At 64.2% G+C, this 17,370-nt stretch carries 16 protein-coding genes; 12 read left to right on the top strand and 4 right to left on the bottom strand.

Going from position 1 to position 17,370, the window contains the following annotated elements; translation table 11 throughout:
- Positions 1-57 precede the first annotated feature (57 nt).
- Genes BBSC_RS01350 through BBSC_RS14140 form a run of 3 tightly spaced genes read left to right on the top strand, consistent with a single transcriptional unit; the run spans position 58 to position 805 of the window.
- Positions 58-378 carry an IS5/IS1182 family transposase gene (locus BBSC_RS01350; RefSeq protein ID WP_048349651.1) on the top strand — a complete coding sequence of 107 codons (321 nt, stop codon included), beginning with the start codon at positions 58-60 and terminating at the stop codon, positions 376-378.
- 32 nt (positions 379-410) lie between these two features.
- Positions 411-692, top strand: coding sequence for a hypothetical protein (locus BBSC_RS14440; RefSeq protein ID WP_231649358.1), 282 nt, complete (start codon positions 411-413; stop codon positions 690-692).
- A complete protein-coding gene (locus BBSC_RS14140; RefSeq protein ID WP_197074459.1) occupies positions 665-805 on the top strand; it encodes a transposase in 141 nt (46 codons plus the stop codon). The genes BBSC_RS14440 and BBSC_RS14140 overlap by 28 nt, the downstream gene beginning before the upstream one ends.
- A gap of 108 nt (positions 806-913) precedes the next feature.
- Here the strand turns inward: BBSC_RS14140 and BBSC_RS01360 are convergent, their stop codons facing one another.
- The 3 genes from BBSC_RS01360 to BBSC_RS01370 all read right to left on the bottom strand — a co-directional run bounded on the left by BBSC_RS01360 (position 914) and on the right by BBSC_RS01370 (position 3,633).
- Positions 914-1,768 carry an IS3 family transposase gene (locus BBSC_RS01360; protein ID WP_081893131.1) on the bottom strand — a complete coding sequence of 285 codons (855 nt, stop codon included), beginning with the start codon at positions 1,766-1,768 and terminating at the stop codon, positions 914-916.
- Complete coding sequence (locus BBSC_RS01365) at positions 1,768-2,283, bottom strand: helix-turn-helix domain-containing protein (RefSeq protein WP_033520085.1); 516 nt, start codon at positions 2,281-2,283, stop codon at positions 1,768-1,770. The genes BBSC_RS01360 and BBSC_RS01365 overlap by 1 nt, the downstream gene beginning before the upstream one ends.
- Before the next feature lie 399 nt (positions 2,284-2,682).
- On the bottom strand, positions 2,683-3,633 hold the full coding sequence (locus BBSC_RS01370) for a hypothetical protein (RefSeq protein ID WP_033517926.1): 951 nt from the start codon (positions 3,631-3,633) through the stop codon (positions 2,683-2,685).
- Positions 3,634-4,887: 1,254 nt separating this feature from the next.
- On the opposite strand from BBSC_RS01370, the gene gatC reads away from it, so the two are divergent.
- From gatC to rho, 7 genes are all read left to right on the top strand, one after another.
- Positions 4,888-5,187: an Asp-tRNA(Asn)/Glu-tRNA(Gln) amidotransferase subunit GatC gene (gene gatC / locus BBSC_RS01375; protein ID WP_033517929.1), complete on the top strand. Its 300-nt coding sequence runs from the start codon at positions 4,888-4,890 to the stop codon at positions 5,185-5,187.
- Positions 5,188-5,191: 4 nt separating this feature from the next.
- On the top strand, positions 5,192-6,724 hold the full coding sequence (gene gatA, locus BBSC_RS01380) for an Asp-tRNA(Asn)/Glu-tRNA(Gln) amidotransferase subunit GatA (RefSeq protein ID WP_033517931.1): 1,533 nt from the start codon (positions 5,192-5,194) through the stop codon (positions 6,722-6,724).
- Between the two features lie 27 nt (positions 6,725-6,751).
- Positions 6,752-8,251 (top strand): Asp-tRNA(Asn)/Glu-tRNA(Gln) amidotransferase subunit GatB, encoded by a 1,500-nt coding sequence (gatB, locus tag BBSC_RS01385; RefSeq protein WP_033517934.1) that lies wholly within the window; start codon positions 6,752-6,754, stop codon positions 8,249-8,251.
- A gap of 186 nt (positions 8,252-8,437) precedes the next feature.
- A complete protein-coding gene (locus BBSC_RS01390) occupies positions 8,438-9,550 on the top strand; it encodes a GNAT family N-acetyltransferase (protein WP_033517936.1) in 1,113 nt (370 codons plus the stop codon).
- Positions 9,550-9,864 (top strand): DUF2469 domain-containing protein, encoded by a 315-nt coding sequence (locus tag BBSC_RS01395; protein ID WP_033517937.1) that lies wholly within the window; start codon positions 9,550-9,552, stop codon positions 9,862-9,864. The genes BBSC_RS01390 and BBSC_RS01395 overlap by 1 nt, the downstream gene beginning before the upstream one ends.
- Before the next feature lie 384 nt (positions 9,865-10,248).
- Positions 10,249-11,862: an NAD(P)/FAD-dependent oxidoreductase gene (locus BBSC_RS01400; protein ID WP_033517939.1), complete on the top strand. Its 1,614-nt coding sequence runs from the start codon at positions 10,249-10,251 to the stop codon at positions 11,860-11,862.
- A 295-nt stretch (positions 11,863-12,157) separates the two neighbouring features.
- A complete protein-coding gene (gene rho / locus BBSC_RS01405) occupies positions 12,158-14,254 on the top strand; it encodes a transcription termination factor Rho (protein ID WP_033517941.1) in 2,097 nt (698 codons plus the stop codon).
- A gap of 370 nt (positions 14,255-14,624) precedes the next feature.
- Here rho and BBSC_RS01410 read toward each other — a convergent pair whose 3' ends face one another.
- Complete coding sequence (locus BBSC_RS01410) at positions 14,625-15,848, bottom strand: pyridoxal phosphate-dependent aminotransferase (protein WP_033517943.1); 1,224 nt, start codon at positions 15,846-15,848, stop codon at positions 14,625-14,627.
- A 311-nt stretch (positions 15,849-16,159) separates the two neighbouring features.
- Between BBSC_RS01410 and BBSC_RS01415 the strand changes: the two genes are divergently transcribed.
- Positions 16,160-16,618: an Lrp/AsnC family transcriptional regulator gene (locus BBSC_RS01415; RefSeq protein WP_033518025.1), complete on the top strand. Its 459-nt coding sequence runs from the start codon at positions 16,160-16,162 to the stop codon at positions 16,616-16,618.
- Between the two features lie 94 nt (positions 16,619-16,712).
- Positions 16,713-17,168 carry a chorismate mutase gene (locus tag BBSC_RS01420; RefSeq protein ID WP_033517946.1) on the top strand — a complete coding sequence of 152 codons (456 nt, stop codon included), beginning with the start codon at positions 16,713-16,715 and terminating at the stop codon, positions 17,166-17,168.
- Positions 17,169-17,370: the final 202 nt, after the last annotated feature.

Genomic DNA, 17,370 nt, shown 5'->3' on the forward strand with positions numbered 1-17,370 from the left:
TTGTGTGATAATTGGGGTGTGTGTACGCCGAGGTATGGCATCACGCTTGACCAGTTCATGAGGGTCGCGCATCTGTTGCCGCGTCAGCGGGGCAACGTGGCGGTCGACAACTACACGTTCGTCAACGCGCTGCTGTGGATGTGCCGCACCGGGGCCCCGTGGAGGGACCTGCCGGAATGCTACGGCAAGTGGATCACCGTCTATCAGCGGTTCAACCGCTGGTCCGGGAACGGCGCGATCGAGCGCCTGTTCACCGCCCTGCAGGAGGAGCGGATCATCGCCGTCGAGGTCCGGGTGCCCGCGTTGGACTCCACGAGCGTGAAGGTCCACCAGCACGCCACGGGCGCCCCGGAAAAAGGGGGCCGCAGTCCGTCGTGATCTCCCGGGGAGGCAGGAACGCCAAAGTTCACGTGGTATCCGACAGCGAGTCGACGCTCGTCGAAATCCATTTGAGCCCGGGCAACGAGCGCGACGCGGCCCACGGGCGCCGCTCCATGGCCGCGCTCGGCGCGTTCATGGGAGCCAGGCTGCTCATGGACCGCGCCTACGAAGGGGATTCCACCCGTCTGCTGGCGGAGTCGTTCGGCCTGACGCCGGTCGTGCCGCCCAGAGGAACCGCACGGACCCATGGGACTACGACAGGCGGGCGTACAAGGGCAGGAACATGGTCGAGCGCGTCTTCAACCGCATGAAGCACTACCGCAAGGCCGCCACCCGCTACGACAGGCTCGACGCCACCTTCCTCGCCAACCTCCAACTCGCCCTCATCGCCATCCAACTCAAAAACACCAGCAAAACCAACTAGTGTAAACACACCCTAGTATCCTGCGTCGTTAATTCGTTTAGTAATTTTGGCTCCCCTCTTTGAACTGTGCCCCATTTGTTGGACGTGGTTTATTTATAGGGTACCCGGTCAAGCGGTGGGGAACGTGTTGCGGAATTCCTCCGGGGTGCGTCCCTCGAGTCTCGCCTGGCGTCGTTTGGTGTTCCAGTGGACGATGTACGCGTCCAGCCCGGTCCTGAATTCCTCGAAGGAGGCGAACTCGCGCCCGATGCAGAACTCGTCCTTGAGGTGGCCGAACACCTGCTCGGTCGCGGCGTTGTCCAGGCAGTTGCCCTTGCGGCTCATCGACTGGCGGATGCCCAGTTCCTCCAGGCGGGCCCGCCACCAGGAGTGCTGGTACTGCCAGCCCATGTCCGAGTGCAGGATCGGGGACACGCCTTCGGGAAGACGGGTCTCGAGCATGGCCAGCATGCGCTTCTGCTGGGCCAGATCGGGATGACGGCTCACGTCCCAGGCGACGATCTCCTTCGAGCCCATGTCGTACACGGGCGCGAGGTACGCCTTGCCGCCGGCGACCCTGAACTCGGTGACGTCCGTGCCCAGCTTCACCCACGGGGCGTCGGCCGCGAAGTCGCGTTCCAGCAGGTTCGGCGGCTTCGCGCCCGCCTCGCCCCGATAGGAGCTGTACCCGCGGTGGGGGTTCGGCCGGCGTATGACGCACTCCAGGCCCATGCGGCGCATGACCTTGAGCACGCTCTTGGAGCTCACCGTCACGCCGAACTCGTTCACGAGGCACATGCGCACCTGCCGGTGCCCGCACCCGTTGGGCGTGCGGTGGAACACCTCATCGACCAACGGCTCGATGTCGGGCCTGGTGACCCGCTCGGGATGGGACCGGTGGTAGTAGTACGTGCTCCTCGCCAGTCCCGCGGCCCTCAGCAGGAGCGGAAGCGGATGGCCAAGCCCCGCCAGCGCCGAAACGATCACCGTTTTCTCCCGGTTGGTGATCTCGAGGCCGGCAGGGCCAATGCTTTTTCCAGGTATGCGACCCTCGCCCGCAAGAACTCGTTCTCCTCCCGCAACGCCCCCTCGGGCGTCGGATCCGGCTCCGGCCTCGGCCCCGATCCCCTGGGCCTGCCCCTGCGTCCCGGTCTGAGCGCCTCGGCCCCGCCGGCCCGGTACGCACGACACCAGGCCTCCAACGTCGTGACGCACGCGATCGCGTACCGCTCCATCACCACGGACTTCGCCACTCCCCGGTCCACGTGATCGCGCGCGGCCGCGACCTTCGTGTCCCAGTCATAGCTCCTGTTGCCCCCGCGTTTCGCCATAAGCGCCTCCCGTCCGCCGACCCGATACGCCAGCGACCATTTCTTCGCGGTCATCACCGGCATGCCAACCCGACGCGCCGCGGCCTTGTAACCCAACCCCTCACCAAACAGGGCGGCCACCGAACACCTGAAAGCATCATCATACCGACGCCTGCGATCTGCACACACAGAAAACCACACCTCCAATCATCAAACATGAATTACTCCAGTCCAACAATCAGGGTGCAGTTCACTTGGAGGGGAGCTGTCGGCATAGCCGACTGAGGGGGGGCATGCGAATCGGCTTGATTCAGGTGTTCGCGGTAATGCTCCTCTCAGGCCGCTTCGCGGCCAGCTCCCCTCCAAGAGGGGAGCCAGACATAGTACATGAACTTACGACGCAGGATACTAGGAGCGGTCTAAGCGAGAGACCGCCACCAGTCTGTGGTAGTTATCTCTCGCATCTCACGCTTATGCCGAATGGTATGCATGCGTGAATGCGAATCGGCATACGTGCGGGATGACACCGTATTGCCGACCATGTCTCGATTGTCGTGGTCCCCGGTGACGCGGCGAGTGCCTCATTCATCACTGGCCGCGTGGAATACCGGCCGCGACGAGCTTGTCGACCAACGGCCGTCGGGCAATGACGTCGTCAAACGAGAAACGGACGATGGAAGTGACGCCGGCGCGTTCGAGCGCTTCTTCGCGCTCCCGCTCGGCGAATACGACCCCTTGGATGCTTTTGCGGCCGGTCATGTCCGGATTCACGTACTTTTCCGTGCCATCTAGTTCCCCAACGACGATTCTTCCGTCAGCGAGCCTCCACACAAAATCGCCGCGGTAGACTTTGCCGGTTTGCGGATCGACGAACGGCGATTGGATCTCCGGTAGCATGAAGGATTGCTCGATGATGGTGCCCCGAGCCAACGATTCCCCTCCGTTTTCGCTGGCGGCGTTCGCGTAGTGCAGCAAGCGGAACAGCGAAGAATAGTTCTGCCGCAGCGACGAACAAACCGACAGGATATCGGGGATCGTGACGCCCTTGCCGAATGCCGAATCGACGATGGGCAGCGCATCTCGGAAATTCAGGGCGATTCCGCAGTCCACAACCGTTCTTGCTTTGTCCGTCACCGTTATGCCGTCAATGGTCTCGGTTGCGGGATGCGGAATATGGATTCGATTGATGCGGGGATTGTCGGCGTTTGACCCTCGTTGGGAGGCGACTACGGTAACGGTGCCTCCGTGGAGCCGCCATTGGTGCTCGAATCCATGGATCGCGGCGGCGGTGAGGCCTGCGAATATCCAATCGGGGTGCTTGACGTGGAGGGTGCGGGCGATATGCATTGTCTGTTCCGGAGGGGCGAGTTCCTCCCAGTAGTCATTGCGCGCATACATGTTCGGGAACACGCGGCGCAATTCCAGAGCGGTCGCGCGCCGGCCCAAAGCCTGTCGCTGCGCATGCGTCGCTCCGAAGGCGCATTGGCGGCTGTTCTGCGCGGTATCCAAGAGGGCTTCGACTACTGCATGGCGTTTCATACCGTGAGGATATACGTGCGAGTTCGTTCCTGTATACCGCGAACGGGGTATGTGGTCGAAGGTTTTGGCGTTCGGCGTGTTGTTCTATCTGTTCCGAGCGGTTTCTGCTACGAGCTGGAGAGTACTGCTTCCTGAGCCCCTGACCAGTGGAGGTTTTCCGCCGGCTGGTGGAGAGGATCGCTTGCTGAGGCTCCTTGATGAGATATGTCTGCCTGATGATGGCGGTTATCGTTTGCTGGAGTAGTGCTCAGTGAGTGGAGTTTGCCATGTAGCAGCATGGATCTCTCGCTGGTGAGGCGGAGGCGAGAGAGAGTTGCCGGTTGGGGGTGTAGATCTCTCGCTGGTGAGGCGGAGGCGAGAGAGAGTTGCCGGTTGGGGGTGTGGATCTCTCGTTGATGAGTTGGTGGCGAGAGAGAATTGCCAGTTTGTGACGGGAGGTCTTGCTGAGCAGGCGCTATCGGGAGCTTGCGACCAGTTGATGGCAAAAAACTCTTGCCAGGCGGTCTTAATGAGACATATTCGCCGTGTGATGGCGGATATGTCTCGCTAGGCACAATCCAGGCGAGATGCGATCGCCGACCTGTGACGGTTATCGCTCGATGGTGTGGTGGTGCTGGGATGGGTTTGCCGATTGATGGCGCGAATCTCTCGCTGATCTGGTGCTCTGCGGGATAAATATGTCTCGTGGTGGCAGATGCATATCGCCAGTGAGGTGGTGTCGGGATAAGACAGCCGGTTGGTGGTGAGAGACTCTTGTGGGGATGATGCTTGGTGAGCGGAGTTTGCCATGCGGTGGTGGAAAGCTCTTGCGAATGGTGCGGTGTCGGGATGGACTTGCCCGTTATTGGCGGGAACCTCTTGCTGGATGAGTGATCCGTGAGATGGTTGTACCTGTTGATGGTGGGAAGCTCTTGCCGGTGTGGTAGCGATGGGATGGTTCTGCCGGTTGGTGGCGTGGGTCTCTTGCGTGGATGGCATTTGATGGAATGAATCCGTCATGCGGTGGCGGGTGCATCTCGCAAGGCGGTGGTGTTGGGATGAAGCTGCCGGTTGGTGGCGGAAACCTCTCGCCAGAGGGGTGATCCGGGAGACGGCTTCGCCGGTTGGTGGCGGGTATCTCTTGCGGGGATGGTGCTTGGCGAGTGGGCTCCGAGTGGGTTCCGAGCAGGCTCCGAGCGGACTCTGCCACGCAGTGGCGGAAATCTCTCGGAAGAGGTATCGCGCGTGTCACAAACCGCTCGTATAGTAAAGGCCATGCCTACATTCACACGCGAAGAAATCGAGCACTTGGGCGATCTGGCCCGAATCGCGCTCACCGATGAGGAAATCACCCGCCTGCAGGGCGAGCTGAACGTCATCGCCGACTCCATCAACAAGGTGCAGGAAGTCGCCTCCGACGACGTTCCGCCCACCGCCAACCCGATCCCGCTCGAGGCCTACCTGCGCCCCGACGTGCCCGAGACCCCGCTCACGCAGGCGGAGGCGCTCGCCGGCGGCCCGAAGACCGCGGACGGCATGTTCCTGGCACCGCGAATCCTGGGAAGCGAGGAGTGACGATATGAGCGCAGCAACCAACGAGCTCGTCAAGCTGTCCGCGGCCGAGATGGCCGCCAAGATCAAATCCGGCGAGGTCTCCAGCCGCGAGCTGGTGGACGCCCACCTCGACGTGATCGCATCCGCCGAACCGTCCATCAAGGCGTTCCTGAAGGTCTCCGCCGATCAGGCCCGCGAGCAGGCCGACACCTTCGACGCCAAGTCCGCCGAGGACAAGGCCGCCCTGCCCGAGCTGGCCGGCGTGCCGATCGCCATCAAGGACATGATCGTCACCAAGGGCATCGAGACCACCGCGGCCTCGAAGATCCTCGAAGGCTGGATCCCGCCGTACGACGCCACCGTGATCGAAAAGCTCAAGGCCGCCGGCATGCCGATCCTCGGCAAGACCAACCTCGACGAATTCGCGCAGGGCTCGTCCACCGAGCACTCCGCCTACCAGACCACCCACAACCCGTGGGACACCGAGCGCGTGCCCGGTGGCTCCGGCGGTGGCTCCGCCTCCGCGGTCGCCGCGTTCGAGGCCCCGATCGCCCTCGGCACCGACACCGGTGGCTCGATCCGCCAGCCCGGCGCCCTGACCGGCACGGTCGGCGTCAAGCCCACCTACGGCGGCGTGAGCCGTTTCGGCGCGATCGCCATGGCCTCCTCGCTCGACCAGATCGGCCCGGTCTCCCGCACCGTGCTCGACTCCGCCCTGCTGCAGGAGATCATCGGCGGCCATGATCGCCGCGATTCCACGTCAATCCCCGAGGGCCCGCGCCCGATGGTCGCCGCCGCCCGCGAAGGCGCCAAGCGCGACCTCAAGGGCATGAAGGTCGGCCTGGTCAAGGAGCTCGGCGGCGACGGCTTCCAGCCCGGCGTCGAGGCCCGTTTCAACGAGGCAGTCGACAAGCTCAAGGAGATGGGCGCCGAGGTCGTCGAGGTGTCCTGCCCGCACATCGGTTACTCGCTGGGCGCGTACTACATCATCATGCCGTCCGAGGTCAGCTCCAACCTGGCCCGCTACGACGGCATGCGCTACGGCCTGCGCGTGATGCCGCCGACCGGCGTGCCGCAGACCGCCGCCAACATGATGGCCTACACCCGCGAGGCCGGCTTCGGCGACGAGGTCAAGCGCCGCATCATCCTCGGCACCTACGCCCTGTCGGCCGGCTACTACGACGCCTGGTACGGCTCCGCGCAGAAGGTGCGCACGCTCATCATCGACGACTTCAAGAAGGCGTTCGAGCAGGTCGACGTGCTCGTTTCCCCGACCAGCCCGTCCACCGCGTTCAAGTTCGGCGAGAAGATGGACGACCCGCTGGCCATGTACATGAACGACATCGCCACGATCCCGGCGAACCTCGCCGGCGTGCCCGCGATGAGCATCCCCGCCGGCCTGTCGGACGACGGTCTGCCGGTCGGCTTCCAATTCATCGCGCCGCAGCAGCGCGACGAGGTCATGTACAAGCCCGCGGCCGCGCTTGAGGCCGCGCTTGAGGAAAGCTGGGGCGGCCCGATCTGGCAGTCCCTCAAGACCCCGTGGCTGGGCAAGTAGGAAAGCGTCGGAGGAAAGAAACACATCATGGCTGAAAAACTGATGAAATACGCCGATGCCACCAAGAAGTACGATGTGGTGCTCGGTCTGGAAACCCACGTCGAGCTGAGCACGCGCACCAAGCTGTTCTGCCCGGCCGAAGTGCATTTCGGCGGCGAGCCGAACACGCAGCTCACCCCGGTGAGCCTTGGTCTGCCCGGCTCCCTGCCGGTGATCAACAAGACCGCCGTCGACTACGCGATCAAGCTGGGTCTGGCCCTGCACTGCGAGATCGCCGAGTGGAGCCAGTTCGCCCGCAAGAACTACTTCTACCCGGACATGCCGCGTGACTACCAGATCTCGCAGTACGACAAGCCGACCAACGGCAACGGCTACCTCGACGTCGAGCTGGAGGACGGTACCGTGTTCCGCGTGCCGATCGAGCGCGCGCACATCGAGGACGACGCCGGCAAGAACACGCACGTCGGCGGCGCCGACGGCCGCATCGAGGGCGCCGACCACTCGCTGGTCGACTACAACCGCGCCGGCGTGCCGCTGATCGAGATCGTCACCAAGCCGATCGAGGGCGCGGGCGACCGCGCGCCGGAGATCGCCGGCGCCTACATGCGCGCGATCCGCGACATCGTGCGCGCGCTGAACATCTCCCACGCCCGCATGGAGCAGGGCAACATGCGCGCCGACGTCAACGTCTCGCTGCGCCCGAGCCCGGACGCGCCGTACGGCACCCGTTCGGAGACCAAGAACGTGAACTCGTTCCGCGGCATCGAGAAGACGATCCAGTACGAGATCCGCCGCCAGTCCGCCCGCCTCGACGAGGGCAAGGAGATCCTGCAGGAGACCCGCCACTGGGACGAGGCCTCGCAGACCACCGCCGGCGGCCGCCTGAAGTCCGACGCCGACGACTACCGCTACTTTCCCGATCCCGACCTGGTGATGCTGCACATCACCAAGGAGCACATCGAGGAGATGAAGGCCCAGATGCCGGAGATGCCGCGTGAGCGCCGCAACCGCCTCAAGTCCGAGTGGGGCCTGAGCGACCTGCAGATGCGCGACATCCTCAACGCCGACGCGCTCGACTTGATCGAGGAGACCGTCAAGGCCGGCGCCAAGGCCGCCGGTGCCCGTAAGTGGTGGCTGGGCGAGCTGTCCCGCGAAGCCAACGCCAAGGGCGTCTCCCTGGAAGAGCTGCCGATCACCCCGGCCGACGTGGCCGAGGTCGAGAAGCTCATCGCCGACGGCAAGCTCAACGACAAGCTCGCCAAGCAGACCGTCGAGGGCGTGCTCAAGGGCGAAGGCACTCCGGATGAGGTCGTCAAGAAGCACGGCTACAAGATCGTCGAGGACTCCGGCGCGATCGAATCCGCCGTGGACGCGGCGTTCGAGGCCAACCCGGATGTGGTCGAGAAGCTCAAGGGCGGCAACATGAAGCCGATGGGCGTGATCATCGGTGCCGTGATGAAGGCCACGCGCGGCCAGGCCGATGCGAAGGCCGTCACCAAGGTCGTCATGGCCAAGCTCAAGGGCTGATCCCCGGCGCGGCAGCGCATCGAACCAATGCTCCCCCATGCGTGGGGGAGCATTTTTTGTCGTTAAACGCCCCGGCGTTTCGGCGGGAATGGTGGATACCGGCCCGGTACGTTCCCAGCGAACGGTCAGTCGGGTAGGATATCTTCTGTACCGACTCTTATCAGTGTCTTTTAAGGGAACGAACGAATGTCTGAAAACGCCGAACCGCCGCTTGATCAGGATGTCTCGCGTGAACTGCCTTCGCGGATCACCATTCCCCCCATCAAGGGAGAGATGGTGCACCTGCGCCCGGCGACCATCGAGGACCTTCCCCGGCTGGACGAGTTGGATGCGTATTACAACGCATCGGGCATCACGGGCAAGGACAGGCAGGCCGAGCGGGCCGTCGTCCATGCATGGGTGCGTCGTTCCGTCGCATGGTCCCATGGCCAGGCCGCGTCCGAATCCGGGGTCGGGGACCCCGAATCCCGGCGCACGATCGCATGGGCCATGCTTACGGACGCCGACCATGACGCCGACGGCGCCACCGACGCCCCGGCCACGGACAACGTCATCGGCATGGTGTTCCTGATCGACGTTGACGGCTGGGCGCGATCCGCCCGCATCCAGGTGCTACTCGGCAAGGACTACCGCGGCCGCGGCTATTCGCGCGATGCGATGCCCCGCGTGATGACCTACGGGTTCGCCCCCGAGCCCGCCGGGCTCGGCATGCACCGCATCTGGGTCGCCGTGCCCGAGAAGAACACGCGCTCGCTGTCCGTCTACCAGTCGCTCGGGTTCATGCCGTCCGGCACCTCGCGCGACGCCCTGTGGGATGCGGAGAACGGCAAGTACCAGGATCTCATCGTCATGGACACGCTGGTCGACGAGTACGATCCGATCCGTTCGCTCGATGCCTTCGGCATGCATGTGATCGAGGACAATCCGGGCGTGCAGGAGGCGCTGAGCGCGCGCGAGCATTCGGTGGCCATCCGGCAGAAGCGCCGCGCCGAGGATGCCGATGCGTCCTCGGATGGGTCCCGGGCCGTGCAGTCCGGGCCGTCGTCCGAGGAGGCGCGCCGCGATGCGTTCGCGCGTATCGGAGTCGATCCGGGAGCCGCGAGGGCGGAGTCGGACGATGCCATGGCCCGGACGGACCGGGCCGCGAAGGGCGGAGCCAAGGCCGCGAAGGGGGTGCAGTCCGATACGGACGACGGCCCGGCCAACTGGCCGTATGGGCAGAACGAACGAAAGCCGTCCAAGGATGCGTGGTGGCGCAATCTTGGGCGTGGACGCAAGCGTGACACGGAAAGCGAATAATGAGCGCTGAAGATCTCGACGATTATGAAACCGACGCGGAACTCGCCCTGTATAAGGAGTACCGCGACGTCATCAAGCTGTTCACCTACGTGGTGGAGACCGAGCGACGGTTCTATCTGGCGAACAAGGTGGATTTCAATGTGCGATCCGCCGGGCAGGATGTGTATTTCGACGTGCAGCTGACCGATGCGTGGGTGTGGGACGTGTACCGGCCCAGCCGTTTCGTCAAGAACGTGCGCATCGTGACGTTCAAGGACGTGAACGTCGAGGAAGTGCAGAAGAGCGACATCGACATCCCCGACGACATCCACTAATATCCCGCGCCGTAAGTTCGTGTACTATGTCTGGCTCCCCTCGTGGAGGCTGAGCCGTGAAGCAAACAGCGGAGCTGTTTGCAGGCGAAGGCGAGGCGACAGCCGAGCAGACAAGGCTGCGGCCGTAAGGCCGTCCGTGATTGCAGGACGAGCTGGCCGCGAAGCGGCCTGAGGGGAGCATTACCACGAACGCCTGAATCAAGCTGATTCGCGTGCTCTCCCCTCAGTCGGCTACGCCGACAGCTCCCCTCGGAGAGGGGAGCCAGAATTACTCAACGAATTAACGGCGCGGCCTATGCAATATTCGTGAGGAAATGCACAAGTCAGGCGTGCGGCTCCTTGGCTTAGGGTAAGCTGTCGCTGATTTGTTTTAAGGAGACAGAAGTGACGCAGAAACAATCCGTGGTGATTATCGGTGGAGGCCCCGCTGGCCTGACCGCCGCATGGGAGCTCGTCAAGAACGGCGGCTCTGAGGCATACGACGTGACCGTGCTGGAGGCCAGCCGCGAATTCGGCGGCATTTCGCGCACCGTCCGGCACAACGGCAACCGCATGGATATCGGCGGTCACCGTTTCTTCTCCAAGGACGAGCGCATCATGGACTGGTGGAAGGCCGTTCTGCCGCTGCAGGGCGCACCGAGCTACGACGACAAGAAGCTCGGCCGCCATCACGACCTCGAACCGGGCGGCCCGGACCCCGAGCAGACCGACGAGGTGATGCTCAAGCGGCACCGCGTCTCCCGCATCTTCTACGGCGGCCGCTTCTTCGACTATCCGATCTCCCTCAAGCCCGCGACCTTCAAGGCGATGGGCTTCGTGATGACCATGCAGGCCGGCTTCAGCTACCTCAAGTCGATGTTCCACAAGCTGCCGGAAGACAATCTGGAGAACTTCTACATCAATCGCTTCGGCCGCAAGCTGTACTCGATGTTCTTCGAGGGCTACACCGAAAAGCTGTGGGGGCGCCATCCCTCGCAGATCTCCGCCGACTGGGGCGCGCAGCGCGTCAAGGGGCTGAGCGTGCTCGGCGTGCTGGCGAACGCGTTCTCCAAGCTGCTGCCGAAGAAGCGCAGCTCCAAGGAGGTGGAGACCTCGCTGATCGAGGAGTTCTGGTACCCGAAGTACGGTCCCGGCCAGCTGTGGGAGACCGTGGAAAAGCGGTGCGAGGCGAACGGCGCGACGGTGATCACCGACGCGAACGTGGTCGAGGTCCGCCAGGCCAACGGCGCCATCTCCTCGGTCGTCTACGAGGATTCCGAAGGCAACCGCACCGAGGTCGCCGCCGATCAGTTCATCTCCACGATGCCGATCAAGGATCTGGTCAATGCGGTCGACGCCGCCGGCGCCGATCCGCAGGCCGCTGATTCCAAGCCCGCGCCGAAGGACATGACCGTCATCGCCAACGGACTGCCGTACCGCGATTTCGTCACGGTCGGCCTGCTGGTCAAGCGCCTGCGTCTCAAGAACACGACCACCATCCCGACGCTCGGCAACCCGCCAATCGTGCCCGACTGCTGGATCTACGTGCAGGACCCGGGCTACACCGTCGGCCGCATTCAGGTGTTCAACAACTGGAGCCCGTACCTGGTCAAGGACGTCGACAACACCGTGTGGATCGGTTTGGAGTACTTCTGCAGCGAGGGCGATGCGTTCTGGAACATGAGCGAGGAGGAATGCGTCAAGTTCGCCATCAACGAGATGGTGCGCATGAAGATCATCTCCAGCCCGGCCGACGTGCTCGACACCCACCGCGAGAAGGTCAAGAAGGCCTATCCCGCCTACTTCGACACCTACGCGCACATGGACGAGCTCGTCGAATACCTCGACTCCTTCGGCAACCTCTACTGCGTCGGCCGCAACGGCCAGCACCACTACAACAACATGGACCACTCCATGGCCACCGCCATCGAGGCCGTCGGCAACATCAAAACCGGCAAAACCTCCAAGAAGAACGTGTGGTCTGTCAACACCGAAAAGTCCTACCACGAAGAAAAGTAAATAACGGAGTGTCAGCCGCGTTGCCCCTCAGTCGCGGTACCTTTGTACCGCTTCCTTCGGTGCGCCTTGCTGACACACGCGTTATTTACTTTTCTTACGAAAAGTAGAGCTCATACTCCAACGCCCGCCACGCGAGTGGCGGGCGTTTTGCATTCGTCTCGCCGCGGTTGTAAGGTATTCGACAGTTCGGCTTGCTTGCGATAGCGCCGAACATTCATTACGCGGTTCAATCCGCCATCTTTTTCGACAAGCTCTGCGCCATGGAGTGTGTACGAGCCAAGGAAAGGCAAAACGAGTGGCAACCAGCCAGAATCTTGAGGATATGAAGCTACCCGAGCTCAAGGAGCTCGCCAAGCAGATGGGACTTCGCGGCACCTCGACGATGCGCAAGCCCGATCTGCTCGCCACGCTACAGGCCGCCCGTTCCGGTGGCGAGGCGCCGGCCGGCGTCAGCGTGCGCGCGCCCCGTACGGACGCCAAGGCGGCTTCCGCGCAGGAAGCGGCCCCGGCCAACACCGAATCTCCGGCCGCGGAAGCGGCTCCCTCCGCCCCGGCTCCGGCAAAGGCCGCCGAGCCCGCCGCGGAATCGCCGGCGAGCGAACCGGCCCAGGAACCGTCCGCGAAGCGCAAGCCGTCCCGCAAGGCGGAGCGCCCGGCAGGCCAGCCGGCGGCGCGTCATTCCGCCGCCGAACGGTCCGACGCCCCGGCGAAGGCCGCCGCCGAGCAGCCTTCCATCGATCTGCCCGAGGTCAAGGAATCCCGCCCCGCCAACACGCGCAAGCGCCGCCACGAAAGCGATGCCGGTGCCGCGCTGCTCGACGATCTGGGCTTGGACGCCGATAACGGCCGCCGCCGCAAGGTCGACAAGGAGGAATCCGTGCCGCGCCGCCGCCGCGATATGGCCGCGGACGAGGATCAGCCGCGTCGCCGCCGCCGTATGGCCGAGCCGGATGCCCCGGCCGAGGACACCGTGCGCGATCTGGACGATATTCTCGCGACCCTGCCGTCGCAGCACGACGCCAATCGCGCCGATCGCGACGATGACGCTCAGCCGGAGCGCGAGTTCACCCGCCGCAGCCGCAACCGTTCCGATCGCGGCAACGACCGTAACGACCGTGGCGACCGCAATGATCGCAATGACCGCCGTCAGCGCCGCCTGCGCGGGCGCGACCGCGATTACGAGGATCGCGACGAGCGCGAGACCCGCGACGTGCGCGACAACCGCCGCGAGGAGCCGCAGGAGGACCTTGTCCCGGTCGCCGGCATCGTCGACGTGCTCGACTCCTATGCGTTCGTGCGCACCTCCGGCTACCTGCCCGGTCCGAACGACGTGTACGTGTCCATGGGCCAGGTCAAGAAGTACGGTCTGCGCAAGGGCGACGCCGTGCACGGTTCGATCCGCGCGCCGCGCGAGGGCGACCGCCGCAACCAGCGCCAGAAGTTCGTGCCGCTGCAGTCCATCGACTCGATCAACGGCATGAGCGTCGAGGATGCGGCCAACCGCCCGCAGTTCGCCAAGCTCACCCCGCTGTATCCGCAGGAGCGCCTGAAGCAGGAGACCACGCCGAACAAGCTCACCGGCCGCATCATGGACATCGTGTCGCCGATCGGCAAGGGCCAGCGCGGTCTGATCGTCTCTCCGCCGAAGGCCGGCAAGACGATCACGTTGCAGAACATCGCCAACGCGATCGCGACCAACAACCCCGAGGTGCATCTGATGGTTGTGCTGGTGGACGAGCGTCCCGAAGAGGTCACCGATATGGAGCGCACCGTGCAGGGCGAGGTCATCTCCTCGACCTTCGACCGCCCGGCCTCCGACCACACCACCGTCGCGGAGCTGGCCATCGAGCGCGCGAAGCGCCTTGTGGAGCTCGGCCAGGACGTGGTGGTGCTGCTCGACTCGATGACCCGTCTGGCCCGCGCGTACAACATCGCCGCTCCGGCCTCCGGCCGTATCCTGTCCGGCGGCGTCGACGCGCAGGCGCTGTACCCGCCGAAGAAGTTCTTCGGTGCGGCCCGCAACATCGAGAACGGCGGCTCGCTGACGATTATTTCGTCCGCGCTGGTGGAAACCGGCTCGAAGATGGACGAGGTGATCTTCGAGGAGTTCAAGGGCACCGGCAACATGGAGCTGCGCCTGAGCCGTGAGCTGGCGGACAAGCGCCTGTTCCCGGCCATCGACATCAACGCCTCCGGCACCCGCCGCGAGGAGCTCATCACCGCGCCGGCCGAGCTTCCGGTCGTCTACCGCCTGCGCCGTCTGCTCGGCGGTCTGGAGCCCGAGCAGGCGTACCAGACGCTGGTGCCGCGCCTCAAGAAGGCGCCGACCAACCGCGACTTCCTCGCCGCCATCAGCCAGCAGGCCAACAGCAACGCCGTCAACGGCAACTGATCCGGCCGATTCGTCTGAATAGATAAAACCGGGGCTTCCTTCAGTGAGGGAAGCCCCGGTTTGCGTTGTATCGCTGTATGTTCCGGCTCCCCTCTCTGAGGCTGAGCCGTTAAGCAAACGCCGGAGGCGTTTGTAGGCGAAGGCGAACGACAGTGAGCAGATAAGGCTGCGGCCGTAAGGCCGTCCTTGATTGCGGACGAGATGTCGGCACAGCCGACTGAGGGGAGCAGGACACGATGGCTTGATATCAGGCGTAGCGGTAACGCTCCCCCTCAGGCCACTTCGTGGCCAGCTCCCCTCACGGAGGGGAGCCAGGCGTAGCGGGTTGTGTACTTTGCGACTCAACCTCAAGGGAGCTGAGAACGCTCCGTTACGCCATGATTTCGAGGTGGTGGTAGGCCGGGGTGTGGCGGCCCAGCAACGGGTCGCCGTGGCGCTCGGCGAACGCGCGCAGGCGGCGGACGCCCTCGCGCAGCTCATCGGCGTCACCGGCGTAGGACAGCCTGACGAACCCTTCGCCTTCGCGCCCGAAGGCCTCGCCGGGAACCACGGCGGTCTTCTCCTCCTCGAGCAGTCGGCGGCTGAACGTATCGGAATCCATGCGCGTGGCGCGGATATCGACGAACGCATAGAACGCGCCCTGCGGCTCGATCAGGCGCAGGGCCGTGCAGTCGGCCAGCCCGTCGAGCACGATCTGCCGCTTGGCGCGGTATTCCTCGCGCATGGCCTGGATGGGCGTGCGCGGCCCGCTCAGCGCCGCGACTCCGGCGTACTGCGCGGTCGAATTCACGGAGGAATGCATGAGCTCGGCGATCTTGCTGGTCTGCTCGATCAGGGCGGCCGGGCCCAGCAGGTATCCGATGCGCCACCCCGTCATGGCGAAGGTTTTCGACAGGCTCTCCACCACGACGGTGCGCTCGTGCATGCCCTCGACGGCCGCGATGGACGGTGCCGCGTCGATGCCCTCCGCGAACACGAACGGGTGATACACCTCGTCGGAGATGGCCCACAGGTCATGCCGCTTGCACACCTCGGCGATGCGGGCGAGCTCGCTGGCGGGGGTCACCGCGCCGGTCGGATTGCCGGGGGAGTTGAGCAGCACGGCCTTGGTGCGCGGGGTGATCGCCGCTTCGATGTCGTCGGCGTTGAGCTGCATCTGGTGCTCCGGCTTCAGGGCCACGGTGACGGGAACGCCGCCGCACATCATCACTTCGGCGTCGTACGAGGTGAAGAACGGCGAGGGGATGATCACCTCATCGCCGGGGTCGAGCATGGCCTTGAGCGCAAGGAACAGGCCGATGGTCGCGCCGTCGATGGCCTGGATCTCGCATTCGGGGTCGTAGACGATCCCCTTCACGTCGCGGGAGTAGTCGGCGGCGGCCCGGCGGAACGCCTCGATGCCCAGCACGTTGGTGTACTTGGTCCGCCCGTTGCGGATGGACCGGCACGCCGCCTCGACGATATGCGGCGCCGCGGTGGAGCTGGGCTCCCCCACGCACAGCGAAATCGCGTCGGGCACACGTTCGACGCGATCGAAAACGTCGCGGATGCCGGAACGGGGGATGGCGTGTGCGTGCTGCGAGATCGTTGGCATGATTGGTACGGCCTTTCTGCATGGGTGGTATATGCATGAGCATACACGGTGGGATGTAAAAAGTTCAATAATTAGCATACTATTCAGTAAATATTACGAGAATAAGTCAAAATGGAATAAAAACATCTGAGTTGCATGTCTGTGTACAACAGTCCCGCATTCCGGCTCCCCTCCAAAAGGAGAGCCGGATAGTAAATGGCCTTGCGGCCGCGGGCCGCTAGAATAAGAGGGAGAAGCCGGGCCGATTCCGCCCGGCGCAGGGCCCAGCCGTTGGAGGAGACGCAATGACCGATCCGAAGTCGCAGGATGATATGGATGTCAGGCAGGATCCCCGAGCGGACGCCGCCGGCATCGACGCGAAGGACGCGACGATTCTGGACATGCTGGAGGAGGATGGCCGCGCCACCCTGTCACAGCTGTCGAAGGCGACGGGCCTGTCGGTCTCGGCGGCCCAATCCCGCGTGCAGAAGCTGGAGAAGCGTGGCATCATCAAAGGGTATGGCGCGGTCATCGACCATGAGCAGCGGGGGCTGCCCATCAGCGCGTTCGTGTCCGTCACGCCGCTGGATTACGACAAGGAATCGGATATTCCGCGCAAGCTGAAGGACGTCGACGGCGTGGTGTCCTGCTATTCCGTGGCCGGCGCGCCGAGTTTCGTGCTGTTGGTGCGCGTCGCCTCGCCGAGCAAGCTCGAGGAGCTGCTGAACCTGATCCACCGCACGGTGCCGGTGAGCACCGAGAGCACGGTCATCCTCAAAACCTATTTCTGACGGGTCGTGTGTCTGATAGGTCGTGCGCCGGTCCGTCCGGGCGGCCTCGGGCCGCTACGGCGTATGGGTCCGATGTGGTGATAGGCTTGCAGACATGAGCGAAACGCACACCGAGACGCAGGCCGAAGGCGACTGGCTTCGGCCTGTCGACGAATCACAGCATGATGCCCATCAGGGTGCCGAATCCGAAACGGTGATCGATGCGGCCGCGGCGGCCGAGCATCCGGAAGTCGCCGAAACCGTGGCGAAGATCAAGGCGCTGCGCCAGTCCATCGACAATGTGGACACGGCCATCGTCTCCCTGCTGGCCGAGCGGTTCAAGTACACGTCGCAGGTCGGCGTGCTCAAGGCGCGTGCCGGCTTCGCTCCGGCCGACTACAAACGCGAGGACTACCAGATCGAACGTCTGCACCGCATCGCGGTGGATGCGGGGCTCGACCCGGACATCGCGGAAATGTACCGCGAGTTCGTGGTGACCGAAGCCAAGAAGCGCCATCAGCGCATCGCCGACGCCGGGGGAGACCCGGGCGTGCTCGACGTGTTCGCCTGAGCGATCCGACCGTCCGATTGCACGGGCGGGGCCGAACGCCGGCCCGGTTCGCATGGAGGGAATGCAATCCCCCGTAGCGTCTCGCATGCTTTCGTATACCTTGCGTCGACTTGTCTAAAAAGATGGCGGTTCCGCCGCGGGTGTGGTTATATGACAGGAGCGTCCGCGCCGGCATGCCGGTGGGGCGCGTCGTCATATCGGG

It is taken from the genome of Bifidobacterium scardovii JCM 12489 = DSM 13734 (genome assembly GCF_001042635.1).
In the GTDB taxonomy this organism is placed as follows: Bacteria; Actinomycetota; Actinomycetes; order Actinomycetales; family Bifidobacteriaceae; genus Bifidobacterium; species Bifidobacterium scardovii.